This window comes from Lactiplantibacillus sp. 3062, from assembly GCF_055413545.1.
Genome location: NZ_JBVAYE010000005.1, coordinates 23,848 through 36,701, shown reverse-complemented (window position 1 = coordinate 36,701; position 12,854 = coordinate 23,848). Strand labels below are relative to the sequence as shown.

The following is a 12,854-nucleotide window of genomic DNA, read 5'->3' as shown; positions in this document are numbered from 1 at the left end:
TTGGCTTGGTTAGTGAAAGGCCAGTATTTGAGACGTGGGCTTCGGCTTAAATCTGTGCCCACCACGTTCCGGCAATTGGCAGAAATGCCTGGAGGTCGGTGTAGGACGAACTAACTAAACAAGTTTACGCTGAGTCGAACTTTTTTCCCAGCGGTCCATAGCTGGCTGTTTTTGAATTTAAGAACCGGCACGTTTTAATCACAAATCAGGACAAATTAATTTGCACAATGCGTGTTCTGATAGATATTCTTATCTGTGTTTGTCGGTTTATTGTTGCGGTGTTTATTTTGAATAGCGCGTCCAAACGTGGGGTGCATGGCATTGCCGAGTAACGATTCGAGTTGTAGAGAGGTCCCAATCAAATAATCGGTTCAAGAATTTACTATGAATTCTTGAACCGATTATTTGCTGTGAATGATTTAGTTAACTTTGAATGGGGGATTACTTGGCATCATATGCGGCTTGGAAAATCTTGATGATGTCTTCTTTAGTACCTTTGCGTGGGTTAGAGAAGGCGTTACCGTCTTTAAGCGCATTAGTCGCCATGTGTTCGAAGTCCTCGATCTTGGCGCCAATTTCCTTGATGGAATGCGGAATGCCAACGTCTTCGCTGAGTTGTTTCATCGCTTTGATAGCTAATTCGGCAGCATCACGAGTCGATAAGCCATCAGTGTTTTCGCCCATAATTTTGGCGAGCTCGGCGAAACGTTCGGGGCACGCGATTAGATTATATTCTTCAACGTAGGGTAAGAGCAGCGCGCAGCAGACGCCGTGGGGTGCGTCATATTGGCCGCCGAGCTGGTGGGCCATGGCGTGCACGTAACCTAGATTGGCGTTGTTAAAGGCCATGCCGGCTAACATTTCAGCTTCGACCATGTGTGTCCGGGCTTCTAGGTTATGCCCATTGGCGACGGCTTCACGTAATGATGTTTCGATTAATTTGATGGCCTGGATGCACTGTGAATCGGTAATCGGATTGTGATCGACAGAAACAAAGGGTTCGATAGCCTGGACAAAGGCATCCATGCCAGTTGCGGCCGTGAGTCCCTTAGGAACATCTAGCATGAGAGTGGGATCGTTAAAGGACACGAGTGGCATGTTACGCCATGAAGCAACGACGAACTTATAATGCGTTTCTTCATTCGTAATGACACAGTGACGGGTCAATTCAGAACCAGTCCCAGCGGTAGTGTTGACCGCAATCAGTGGTGGTAGGGCGTTCTTGAGCGTTTCAATCCCCGCTAACTTAGTGATGTCGTCGCCGTTAGTCATGATGATGCCGGCACCTTTTCCGGTATCGTGGGCAGAACCACCGCCAATGGTAATCAGGGAGTCCGCTTGATTAGCTTGATATAAGGCTTTAACAGCTTAAATGTTATGAATTTTAGGGTTGGGTTCAACTTGATTATAAATTACGTAGTCAATCCCGGCAGCATCCAGTGACCGCCGCACCTGAGCAACGGCGCCGTCTGGCAGACTTTCAAGAAATTTGTCGGTGACGATGACTGGCTTGTGCATACCAAGAGTTTTGGCACGCTCGCCGATTTTACTAATGACACCAGGACCGAAAAAGTTAACGCTAGGCATTAAGAAATCAAAATTACGTTCAGTCATATTAATAACCTCTTTTTATATTGTAATCGCTATCATTACTAATTTACGAATCAAATTATAGTCGTAATAATTACAATTTGCAATACTTTTTGGCTAATTAATTATGTTTTTCACAATATCGTTTAGAAAAGGTGCGGCGATCACGGCACACCTGTTGTAACCAAGTGTTAAATGACGGTGAACTATAGTCCTCATGCTATTTTATATTACTGCCTACAAAAAGACGACTAATTACAAAGATTCACAATCTTAGTAATTAGTCGTCTTTTTAGTGTGATCCAATAGAAAAATTGGGTTAGTACCAGTGATGATGTTGCCAGAACCGTTTGGCCTTGACCCAGGAGCCGTAGCGCGAGGCGACGTAGGTATTAGCACGTTTTTCCTGATTGACGGGTGACAAGTTGCCGTGTAAGTATGAGCGCAACAATTGATAGCGACCGTAGCAGCGGCCATTACGAGCCGTATAACTGTATCCAGATTCACGATAGGCGATCCAATTTTTGGCAGCGCGGTTGGCTTTCGAAAGCTTGGCGTTGATCTTGGCAATTTGCTGGGCTTGGCTAAGCTTCTTGGAGGCCTGGGCGGTGATTGTGGTTTGTGGTCCAAGACTAGTAGTCACGTTAACGACGACCCCGAAGACACAACTAGCCAAAACTAATAGCAACATGGTTTTAAAGTTAAATTTTTTCATGATATGTATAACCCCGTTTTATATTTTCCCTAAGCTGATAAGTGTAGAATACGCCAATTATGTGTCAGCTATGTTAAAGAAAAGTTACTATGTTATTAAATGAACGTTTCCGTTATGAAATAGTTGTTGTCAATAACTGTTGCGGCAATTGTTTAGATGAATAATTGCGCTGACTATCACATGAAAAAATCATAATATTGTTAGGAAAACTAAAGCGCTTTATTGCCTTCGTTCGGTAATCTTAAATTGGAATAGCTTTACAAAAGTATTAAAGGAGTAAGTGAGGGAGTGCAATAATGGCAACAAAAGATAATGAAAAGATTACATTGATGGCGCTAGTCATGATGATCTTTACGACCGTTTTCGGATTTGCCAATAGTACGGTGGCCTATTATTTAATGGGTTACAGCTCGATTCTATTTTACCTAGTCGCAGCCGTACTGTTCTTCATCCCGTTCGCGCTAATGATGGCGGAGTTCGGGGCAGCGGTTAAGTCTGATAGTAGCGGGATGTACAAGTGGCTGGAAGTGAGTGTGAATGCGAAATTTGCGTTCGTGGGCACGTTCATGTGGTTTGCGTCGTACATTATTTGGTTAGTCTCAACGTCAGCTAAAGTCTGGATTCCGTTTACGACCATCTTCTTTGGGAGCGATCAAACGCAGCGCTTTGCGATGTTTGGTCTGAATGCGACGCAGATGATTGGGCTTTTGTCCTGTCTATGGATGGTGCTAGTGACGTTCGTTTCCATCAAAGGGATGAAAGGCATTGTGCGGGTCACGAGTTTAGGCGGCCTGGCGGTGACCAGTTTGACGGCAATCCTGTTAGTGGTTTCGGGGGTCGTTTTAGCCTTGAATCACGGACAATTCGCACAACCGTTACAACATGTGATGACGTCACCAAATCCAAGTTATCAGCATCCAGTCGGGTTACTCGGGTTTGCCGTTTTCGCCATTTTTGCTTACGGTGGGCTAGAAGTTCTCGGTGGGATGGTTGATAAGACCAAGAACCCCGAAAAGACCTTCCCACGCGGAATTATTATTTCTGCCATCGTCATTACCTTAGGCTATGGCCTGGGAATCTTCTGCTGGGGGATTAGTACGAACTGGCAAGCCGTTTTGTCGAATCCAACGACTAACCTCGGTAATATTAGTTATGTCATGATGCAAAACTTGGGCTATGTTTTAGGGCAAGCGCTTGGTTTGAGTACAGCGGCCGCTAAGACAATGGGACTGTGGTTTGCACGGTACACCGGCTTAGGGATGTTCCTCGCTTACAGTGGGGCGTTCTTCACCTTAACTTATTCACCATTGAAGACGCTTATCTTGGGAACACCTAAGGAACTGTGGCCGAAGAAATTTACGAAGCTCAACAAAGCTGGTATGCCAAGTTATGCCATGATGGTTCAATGTGCCATCGTGATTGTGATCATCTTGGTGGCGTCCTTTGCAACGGCAGACGCGTCAGCCTTTTACAATGTGTTGACCTTAATGGCGAACGTTTCGATGACGTTACCATACCTCTTCTTGCTATACGCGTTTCCAAAGTTTAAGGAAAACCAGAACATTGTTAAGCCTTTTGAAGTGTACAAGTCATTGGCTTGGACGAAAATTATTAGTTGGGTCGTGTTCATTGTCGTCTTAGGCGCGAATGTCTTCACGTTGATCCAGCCAATCTTGGAAACTGGGCAGATTCAAAATACGATTTGGATGCTAGTTGGACCAATTGTCTTCGGTGTGGCCGGGATTATTTGGTATCAAGTTCGAGAACGGCATGTCAATTAAATAACCAATTTCAAAATACCATTCGATTGCTGACTGATAAAACAGCATTGAATGGTATTTTTTAAGTGCCTTAATATGGGAAATTTAGTACACTCATTAGCAAAAGCTATCTAGGGGGGAATGGTCATGACATTGGGAACTGCGTTAAAGCAGGCACGCAAAGCCCAGCAACTCAATCAAAAGCAAGCTGCCCGGGGAATTTGTGCACAATCGATGCTGTCAGCAATTGAAAATGATCGCTACGTGCCGAATGCCCGGCTATTACTGGCGCTGTGTCAGCGATTAGGGGTCGCGGTTAGTACGTTGAGCCTAGCCGACGATTTTGAGATCAGTGCCGAGCAAGCGTTTAATGACCGCGTTCGGCAGATGTGCAATGCCCATCAGTATCAGCAATTGAAGGATTGGCTATTACAGCCAACCACTTTGGAACATGTTCAAACGGATGAGCAGACTCAGGCTTACTATTATTATCTGGGTGTCGCCTGTTGGCAGGTTGATCACACATCGGATGCTGCACAACAAAATTTACGGCTGGCAATTGGTATGGCTGCTCCCAGCTCGCCGCCGACAACGTTGACACGCTTGGCCTTGATTTCGTTAGCCGTCGTTAAGGCGCACCACCATCCTCAAGCCCCAGTCGCGGCCTTAGTCACCCGGGCACTCGCTGACATTGATGCGAGTGCATATGAAGAAAATGCCAACATTGTTTTTTACCTTGCTGGGTTGGTGGCCTATGAACAACATGATTCCCAGTTGGCGGTGGCCCGTTTGACGCAGGGGTTGGCCTTTGCGACTACACACGATTCACACTACATGCTGGCCAATATTTATCAGTTGATGGCGCAACTCGCAATGGCGGCGGGGGAGACTGCCACGGCGCAGGTTGCCAGCCAACGGTCACAAGTTTTCAAAGACCTGTTTAAAGAACAAATTAACGACCGCCTGTAAATTATCAGTATTCTGATTTTATGTTGGCGTCCCCACCGTGTATTTTATAAGCACCAACTAAATACATGTGCACTTGATCTAACGGCCCGTTATTGATTTGGAGTGGTTGGGCGTAATAACGATGACCGGGTCAGGATGAACATTGGGGGTTATAAAATGACAACAGCATTATTTACCAATCAAGTATTAACACAGGCAACTCCAGCAACGGTGCGAGCATTGCTAGCAGATCCGCTGAACTTACCAGCATGGGCGACTGCCATTACCACGGTCAAGCCAACCGCGACGGGGTACGTGTTACAGCGGTCCGGTTCGGTTTTTGATCAGCCGGAACAGTTGCAGGTTACAGTCGGCACTGACCAGGTCATTTATCACAGTGAGGGTGGCCAATTGGGGTATGAAATTGTGTTCACCATGACGCCATTGGCCGAGCAAACTGCGGTCCAGGAAGAGGTCTCCCTTACGACCACACCGCCGAGCTGGCTGCCGTTGCCACTAGTGAAGCCCGTCATGCAACGGGACTTTCAGCGGAAGTTGGGTCAATTGACAACATTAGCGGAGGAACAGCCGAATGACGATTAATGATGGGATGACGTTAATAAAAGTGTTAGTGACGTGGTGGTCTGTCAGTTGGTTATTACGGGCCACTTTGGTCGGCGTTGTTGGAATAATTGCCTATCGTTTTTTGAAGCAGCGTCAATTTAAGTGAGTTAAGACGATGACAGCTTTTATGCCTAATATCTAATCGTAACTATTATTATTTAGTGTGCGTTTAACTATCATCCGAAAACTAATTCCGGTATTCTATGGGTATTCTTTTGAAGGAGGAAATCTCATGAATCAACCAGAATTACGTGACCCACGCTATTTATATAAGACTGATGGCTTTGATAAGCAGGATCAGGAGACGCCCGCACTACAAGCTAAGATGCGTCCTGAACCCGATTGTGGTGAGAAGAGTTACCAAGGACATGATAAGTTGTTGAATCGACGCGTTTTGATCACGGGTGGTGATTCGGGAATTGGCCGGGCTACCGCGATTGCTTTTGCACGGGAAGGCGCTGATGTTGCGATTCAGTACTTGCCGGGAGAGGAGCCGGATGCTGAGGCGGTTGCCGAACTAGTGCGCGCTGCGGGCCGTCAAGCGTTATTATTACCTTGTGATTTCAAGGATGTTGACGTTGTGACCGACCTCGTGGACCGGACAATCGCTGAATTTGGTGGTATCGACACCCTTGTCCTAAATGCGGGGCAACAGATTTCACAACCTTCACTGGCTAAGCTGCCGATCGAACAGGTGCGTGCGACCTTCGAAGTGAATATCGTCGCGATGTTTGCGTTGGCTCAGGCGGCCTTGCCAAAGATGCCCGCTGGCGGTAGCATCGTCACCACGACTTCGATTCAAGCCTATGCGCCGAGTGGTCATCTATTAGATTATGCTGCGACTAAGGCGGCCATCAAGAACTTTACGATTAATTTAGCAGCCGAAGCGGCCGAAAAGGGGATTCGGGTCAATGGCGTTGCTCCCGGGCCAATCTGGACGCCCTTACAACTAGATCAAGGCCAGCCAATCGAGGCGCTGCCGAAATTTGGCCAAGACACCTTGCTCAAACGAGCGGGACAACCCGCAGAACTGGCACCAGTGTACGTCTTTTTAGCTTCTAACGACGCGAGCTATGTGACCGCGCAAATTTATGGCGTGACTGGTGGCGGCGTGATTAATTAGGTGTTCACTGCAAGTTAATTCCTGATTGGCTTGAATAAATCATAAGTGGCTACCTTGGATGGATACATTCAAGGTAGCCACTTTAGTGTGTTTAATGATCTGATGAGGCGTTCATTAAGTAATCCAGCGCTGCCGTTCCCAACGCTTTGGCTGCAATTAGTAAACAGTCTTCATTCATCATAAAATCAGGGCTGTGGTGTGGGTGGGTCTCACCCGGAGCTGGTTGACAGCCGGCATAGATAAAGGTGCTGGGTTTGGCTTGTGCAAAATAGGCGAAGTCCTCCGAGGGGTCTTGGGGGCCGCAGTCGAATATTTTAGTAATTTCTGGAATCTGAGCAGCTTGAATACTGGTGATGACGCGCTGTGTCAGGGTTGCATCATTCATGAGTACCGGATAATTATCATCGTAATCAAGCGCAGCTTGGACACCGAAAGTCGCCCCGACACCGTTCGCAATTTTAATAATCTGGTCACGGATTGTCTGGCGCGTGGTTTCGTCCATAATCCGTACATCGCCCTTGAGGGTGAATTGCGCTTTGATCGCATTGAAGGAACCGACGCCGTCGAATGAGCCGATGGTGACACTGCCGGTATCAAATGGGTCAATCCGGCGGGAAATAACGGTTTGTAAGGCGGTTACAAAGTAACTTCCAGCAACAATTGCATCGTTTGAGAGGTGGGGCATCGAGGCGTGCCCACCCTTACCCGTGAAGGTGACCGTAAAATTAGCCCGCCCGGTCTGCGTCGCATTTAAGTGATAGGCAATCGAGCCCGTCGGCATGGTACTCATCACATGCAGCCCAATGACGTTATCGATGCCGTCTAGGACACCAGCAGCCAACATACCCTTAGCACCACCCGGTGACACTTCTTCAGCGGGTTGGTGGATAATGCGGACGCGACCACGTAGCTGATTTTTCAGCCCGAGTAAGGTCTTCGCCAGTACCATGAGATAAGCAGTATGACCATCGTGACCACAGGCGTGCATGACATTGGCGTTTTGCGATTTAAATGATAAGTGGTTGTCTTCTTGAATCGCGAGGGCGTCAAAATCAGCGCGTAATGCTAATTGAGGTCCAGGTTGACCGCTATCGATGTCGACGACGAAGCCGTACCCATCACCATAAGCGGTGGTTGAGACGCCCAGTTCACGATAGAACGCTTTGATGTAAGCTGCAGTTTGTTCTTCATGAAATGAAATCTCGGGGTGGGCGTGTAAGTGGCGACGAATCTTGATCATTTCCGGTTCCGCCGCCGTGAGTTGTTGCATGAGTTGTGCTTGAAGGGTCATTAGAATCTTCCTTTCTGATCGTTAGTCAGGCGCTATCATTAGTGTAGCATCAAACGAGAAGCTTGGTGTTGATCATGCTATGGCAGACAGTCATTAGACATACTGTGGCATAGTGGGCAGCGTGACCATGTGTGAGATGATAGTATTAGCACGAGATGGTAAATGCGCCAACTGACGATGATGTGGATGTCAAAATGGACCGGTAGTTGATCGTATCGCTACCGGTCCATTTTTGAATTTAGTCGTAATCTGGATTAAAAATTAGTGACTTGTTTAATGTTTGCTTTTAATACGGGTAATTTAACAGCTGGGCTAGTTTTCTTATTCGGGACGCGTTGAGTAATACGTAGCCCATGACTGCCGTGTTTTAGTTGGGCGTTCGAAAGGAAAAGGTTAGTTCTTGGGCGGGTTGCTTTAATGGTCTTGAGGTAACGACCATTTTGCGTAATCGTGAGTGTCGTGTGACTGGCATTGGCAACCGTATAATGGATGCCCTTAGCCGTTTGTTCAGCACTGATGACTCTTACTCGCGGCGCCGCGTAGCGCTTGGCTGGAATGGTTGCTAGTACTTGTGAGCCGTCGACGAGCTTAAAGGTTCCGTAACCTTGAAACGGCTGAGTAATCGTGAATTTACCGGCTTTAACGGTCGAAGTTGCGACCGGTTTACCCTGATAGTTTAAGACGAGTTTGGCGTGACGACTTGTTTGGCCCCGAATGATCAAAGTATGGGATTGGGAACTGTAAGTAGTCGTGACCTTCTTAGTCGCGGCCGTGGCTGTTGTCGTGAGTCCTCCTAAGCTAGCGACTGTGGTAACTGCAATAACTGAAAGCAAACCTTTGTTAACACGCATGGCGAGTACTCCTTTCTAACAAGGCGTTCGGTGTCTTGGCTGATTGGATTAGTGCTGTCGATGTGGTGGTTAAATGCAATGACATGGATACGGTTAGCCCCCATAGCTTAGTTGGATTATAGCAGGGAAGCAGTTTGCCAGTAAAAGATTGTCGATAATTAGTTGGTTATCTAAATAATTAATTTAGTGATGTGGGAAAATATCACATGATGTAAATGTGGTCCTTATTCTATGGTAACGGCCGTTGTAACTGTGTGTGAGTGTTGAATGGCCTTAAAGGGCCTGTTATATCTGCACATCGTATTCATTATTTCTCCCACACATACTGAATTATTATCATCGTAATCTGTTTTTGCAAAAGATATGATATATTGATTGTCCTGACTGTTAATTTCAGGTACCCTAAACAGGAGACCACAATTATGAGGAGGAACGATTGATGAAGATTTTGATGCCATATTTTAAGCGGTATCGACTAGACGTCTGGATTGCGATGCTGTCGGTCATCGTCTTAGTGTTTGCGACGTTATGGCAACCGCGATTATTGCAAGTCATTATGGAAGCCATTATCAAGAATGATCAGGCTACGGTATTCCGTGAAGGGCTGATGTTGCTTGGTTTGGCCGTACTGGGAATCATTGGTGGGATCGTGAATACGATATACGCAGCCCGGGTGGCCCTTGGTGTGGCGACCGACTTGCGAGCTGACCTATACGCTAAGGTCCAGTCATTAGCCTACGCTGACGTGGAAAAATTTTCACCGTCCAACTTAGTGGTACGAATGACGAACGATATTAATCAAGTCCAACAGATTGTGATGGCTGGCTTTCAGCAAATTACCCGGATTCCATTACTATTCATCGGGGCACTGATTCTCGCTGTGATGACGATGCCTGAGCAGTGGTGGGTCATTGTTGTCATGATGGCGGTAATCTTAGGGGTCGCACTGATTGCGGTGCGGCGAATGACTAAATACTTTGCACAAACGCAACAAGATATTGAAAACGTTAATACGGTTGCCCGCGAAAACTTAATGGGGATTCGGGTTGTTAAATCGTTTGTTCAAGAACCAAACGAGATCAAAAAGTTTTCGGCCGCATCCGATGAATTAACCGCTGTGACCGCTAAAATTGGGTACTGGTTCGCTATTCTAATGCCAGCGTTCTTTTTGACGGCCAACGTGGCGGTCGGGGTCGCCGTTTACTTGGTCGGTCAAACGATTACGACGCACCCGGCCTATTTAGCAGCTATTACGAGTTTTATTTCTTATTTAATGCAGATTTTATTTGCCGTGATCAACGGGGGATTTCTCATGACTTTTGCGTCGCGGGCCGTCATCTCACTTGGTCGAATCGGCGAAGTGATGACTACCGAAGCAAGTATGACCTACGTTGATGGCGACGCGGCGCCCGTAGCTGGTGATATTCACTTTGACCACGTAACCTTCACTTATCCGGGAGATGCGCAGCCAACGCTAAAAGATGTGACCTTTACGGTAAAAGCAGGGTCCATGCTGGGGATCGTTGGGGCCACTGGATCTGGTAAGACGACGTTGGCCCAGCTGATTGCGCGCTTGTATGATCCGGATAGTGGGACGGTCTCCATCGGTGGAATTGATGTGCGGGCCTTACCAGAAAAAGCCCTTCGATCCACGGTGGCCTATGTCTTACAACGGTCCACGTTATTTTCTGGCACGATTGCGGGTAACTTACGGCAAGTTAAGCCGGACGCCCAGCCTAGTCACATGCAATGGGCGGCTAATATTGCGCAGTCTGCGGAATTCATTGAACGGTTGCCACAGACGTACGATGCCCCCGTGGAAGAACGGTCACAGAACTTTTCGGGTGGTCAGAAGCAGCGACTAGCGGTTACGCGTGGCGTAATTGCCAATCCAGAAATCTTGATTTTAGATGATGCGACTTCGGCACTCGATGCGCGTTCAGAAAAACTTGTTCAAGAAGCTTTGGATCGCGAGTTGAAGTCAACGACGACCGTGGTCATTGCCGAAAAAATTGCTTCAATTATTCGTGCGGATCAAATCTTAGTGTTAGATAATGGTCGCATTTCGGGCCAGGGGACTCACCACGAATTGCTTCAAGATAGTGCGATTTATCGCGCTATTTACCAAACGCAAAAAGCACGGGAGGAGGGCTTACATGAGTGATTTACGCAATGCTGGTAAATATTACTGGCACTATTTAAAACGCTACTGGTTAGGCTTCTTACTAAGTGTGATTCTGATTGCCTTTTCGACTTGGTGCATTGTGGTCGCACCGACTTATCTGGGACGAGCCGTGGAGGAGCTGACGCAGTACTTGCAGCAGTGGACGAATCAAGCGACTCGGGCACAAGCAAGCTTGCAACCGTTCAACCGGACCCTGATCATCTACGTCTTGTTGTATGTCGGTGATGCTAGCACGATTTTTATTGCGAGCTTGATCTTAGCACGCGTGACGGCCTTTTCGACCGGGACAATGCGGGTAGGCCTATTTCGGAAGATGCAACGGATGAAGGTTCAATACTTTGATACGCATAGTGACGGGGATATTCTGGCTCGGTTCACCTCTGACCTAGATAATATTTTTAATGCCATGAATCAAGCCTTGCTAGAAATTTTATTAGCCGTGGCTCAGTTTGTTGGCCTGCTAATTGTGATGTTTAATCAAAATACTACGATGGCGTGGGTGACGATGGCTTCTACGCCGGTTGCATTAATTATCGCGGCGTTTGTCATGCACAAGGCTGGCGTCGCGGTGAACCAACAACAGGATGATATCGGTCAACTGAATGGTTATATCAATGAACAAATTACCGGTCAAAAAGTCTTGATTACCAACGGCTTACAGCAGGACTCCTTGAAAGGCTTTCATCAGTATAATGGTAAGGTTCGCCAGTCAGCGTTGACGGGTCAAATCTGGTCAGGTATTTTGAATCCACTGATGCAAGGGATGTCACTGCTTAACACGGCAATTGTCATCTTCTTTGGCTCATGGTTAGCGCTGAATGGGAGTATGTCGACTGGAGCAGCTTTGGCGCTGGTCGTGGTGTTCGTTAACTACGCCCAACAGTACTACCAGCCAATTATGTCATTGACTAGTTTATATAGTATGATTCAGTTAGCGATTACTGGTGCACGGCGGGTCGATGAAGTCCGTAATCAACCGGATGAAGTGAGCCCCGCTAACGGTAAAGCGCTCGACGGGATTCATGATGAATTACTGATTGATAATGTGCGCTTTAGTTACTTACCAGGTAAAGAAATCTTGCATGGCGTGTCGATCCATGTGCACCGCGGTGAGATGGTGGCACTCGTTGGCCCAACTGGTTCGGGGAAAACGACGGTCATGAATTTGTTGAATCGCTTCTATGATGTTGATAGTGGTGCGATTACGTTTGATGGGGTGAATATTCAAGACTTTGATCTCCAGGTGCTACGGCAAAATGTCGGGATTGTCTTACAGGAACCCCAGTTGTTTACGGGCACGATTGCGGATAATATTCGTTACGGGGACCCAACGGCTAGTATGGATCGGGTCATCGATGCGGCGAAGCAGGCTAATATTCATGACTTTGTGATGAGCCTGCCAGATGGCTATCAGACGCGCGTTTCCGACGAACAGAGTATTTTTTCTGCCGGTCAAAAGCAGTTGATATCAATTGCCCGGACGATTTTAACAAATCCCAAGTTGCTGATTTTGGATGAAGCGACTTCGAACGTTGATACGGTGACGGAAGCCAATATTCAAGCCGCAATGGACAACGTCATCCAAGGGCGAACCAGCTTTGTCATTGCTCACCGCTTGAAAACAATCCTGAATGCCGATAAAATCGTTGTATTGAAGGATGGTCAAATTATTGAACAGGGGAACCACCATGATTTATTAGCGGCAAACGGCTTCTATGCGGAACTGTATCGTAATCAGATGGTCTTTGAGTAATGAAAGTATAAGGA

10 protein-coding genes and 1 pseudogene are annotated in these 12,854 nt (G+C 47.0%); 7 read left to right on the top strand and 4 right to left on the bottom strand.

The genetic code is table 11. The features are described from left to right. Positions 1-441: 441 nt before the first annotated feature. Positions 442-1,614, bottom strand: a pseudogene (locus ACWQAU_RS08780) (iron-containing alcohol dehydrogenase). A gap of 295 nt (positions 1,615-1,909) precedes the next feature. After that, on the bottom strand, positions 1,910-2,305 hold the full coding sequence (locus ACWQAU_RS08775) for an aggregation-promoting factor C-terminal-like domain-containing protein (protein WP_003642303.1): 396 nt from the start codon (positions 2,303-2,305) through the stop codon (positions 1,910-1,912). A 296-nt stretch (positions 2,306-2,601) separates the two neighbouring features. Between ACWQAU_RS08775 and yjeM the strand changes: the two genes are divergently transcribed. The 5 genes from yjeM to ACWQAU_RS08750 all read left to right on the top strand — a co-directional run bounded on the left by yjeM (position 2,602) and on the right by ACWQAU_RS08750 (position 6,760). Beyond that, entirely contained in the window at positions 2,602-4,086 is a 1,485-nt protein-coding gene (gene yjeM, locus ACWQAU_RS08770) for a glutamate/gamma-aminobutyrate family transporter YjeM (RefSeq protein ID WP_027821750.1), read from the top strand. Between the two features lie 126 nt (positions 4,087-4,212). After that, on the top strand, positions 4,213-5,034 hold the full coding sequence (locus tag ACWQAU_RS08765; protein ID WP_027821751.1) for a helix-turn-helix domain-containing protein: 822 nt from the start codon (positions 4,213-4,215) through the stop codon (positions 5,032-5,034). 156 nt (positions 5,035-5,190) lie between these two features. Beyond that, positions 5,191-5,616, top strand: a complete 426-nt coding sequence (locus ACWQAU_RS08760; protein ID WP_050482350.1) for an SRPBCC family protein — start codon at positions 5,191-5,193, stop codon at positions 5,614-5,616. After that, positions 5,606-5,743, top strand: a complete 138-nt coding sequence (locus ACWQAU_RS08755) for a hypothetical protein (protein WP_003644884.1) — start codon at positions 5,606-5,608, stop codon at positions 5,741-5,743. Before ACWQAU_RS08760 ends, ACWQAU_RS08755 begins: the two co-directional genes overlap by 11 nt. A 126-nt stretch (positions 5,744-5,869) precedes the next feature. Then, complete coding sequence (locus tag ACWQAU_RS08750) at positions 5,870-6,760, top strand: SDR family oxidoreductase (protein ID WP_003644885.1); 891 nt, start codon at positions 5,870-5,872, stop codon at positions 6,758-6,760. 91 nt (positions 6,761-6,851) lie between these two features. On the opposite strand, the gene ACWQAU_RS08745 is transcribed toward ACWQAU_RS08750, so the two are convergent. After that, complete coding sequence (locus ACWQAU_RS08745; RefSeq protein WP_027821753.1) at positions 6,852-8,051, bottom strand: amidohydrolase; 1,200 nt, start codon at positions 8,049-8,051, stop codon at positions 6,852-6,854. Positions 8,052-8,305: 254 nt separating this feature from the next. Then, complete coding sequence (locus tag ACWQAU_RS08740) at positions 8,306-8,902, bottom strand: hypothetical protein (RefSeq protein WP_228402979.1); 597 nt, start codon at positions 8,900-8,902, stop codon at positions 8,306-8,308. 439 nt (positions 8,903-9,341) lie between these two features. Here ACWQAU_RS08740 and ACWQAU_RS08735 point away from each other — a divergent pair, with 439 nt between their 5' ends. Further along, entirely contained in the window at positions 9,342-11,066 is a 1,725-nt protein-coding gene (locus ACWQAU_RS08735) for an ABC transporter ATP-binding protein (RefSeq protein ID WP_079111845.1), read from the top strand. Continuing rightward, positions 11,059-12,840 (top strand): ABC transporter ATP-binding protein, encoded by a 1,782-nt coding sequence (locus ACWQAU_RS08730; protein WP_027821754.1) that lies wholly within the window; start codon positions 11,059-11,061, stop codon positions 12,838-12,840. Before ACWQAU_RS08735 ends, ACWQAU_RS08730 begins: the two co-directional genes overlap by 8 nt. The last annotated feature ends 14 nt before the right edge of the window (positions 12,841-12,854 follow it).

Bases quoted from the DNA above. Each gene is read 5' to 3' on its own strand.
- ACWQAU_RS08775 (WP_003642303.1), bottom strand. From the start codon at position 2,305: ATGAAAAAATTTAACTTTAAAACCATGTTGCTATTAGTTTTGGCTAGT.
- yjeM (WP_027821750.1), top strand. From the start codon at position 2,602: ATGGCAACAAAAGATAATGAAAAGATTACATTGATGGCGCTAGTCATG.
- ACWQAU_RS08765 (WP_027821751.1), top strand. From the start codon at position 4,213: ATGACATTGGGAACTGCGTTAAAGCAGGCACGCAAAGCCCAGCAACTC.
- ACWQAU_RS08760 (WP_050482350.1), top strand. From the start codon at position 5,191: ATGACAACAGCATTATTTACCAATCAAGTATTAACACAGGCAACTCCA.
- ACWQAU_RS08755 (WP_003644884.1), top strand. From the start codon at position 5,606: ATGACGATTAATGATGGGATGACGTTAATAAAAGTGTTAGTGACGTGG.
- ACWQAU_RS08750 (WP_003644885.1), top strand. From the start codon at position 5,870: ATGAATCAACCAGAATTACGTGACCCACGCTATTTATATAAGACTGAT.
- ACWQAU_RS08745 (WP_027821753.1), bottom strand. From the start codon at position 8,051: ATGACCCTTCAAGCACAACTCATGCAACAACTCACGGCGGCGGAACCG.
- ACWQAU_RS08740 (WP_228402979.1), bottom strand. From the start codon at position 8,902: ATGCGTGTTAACAAAGGTTTGCTTTCAGTTATTGCAGTTACCACAGTC.
- ACWQAU_RS08735 (WP_079111845.1), top strand. From the start codon at position 9,342: ATGAAGATTTTGATGCCATATTTTAAGCGGTATCGACTAGACGTCTGG.
- ACWQAU_RS08730 (WP_027821754.1), top strand. From the start codon at position 11,059: ATGAGTGATTTACGCAATGCTGGTAAATATTACTGGCACTATTTAAAA.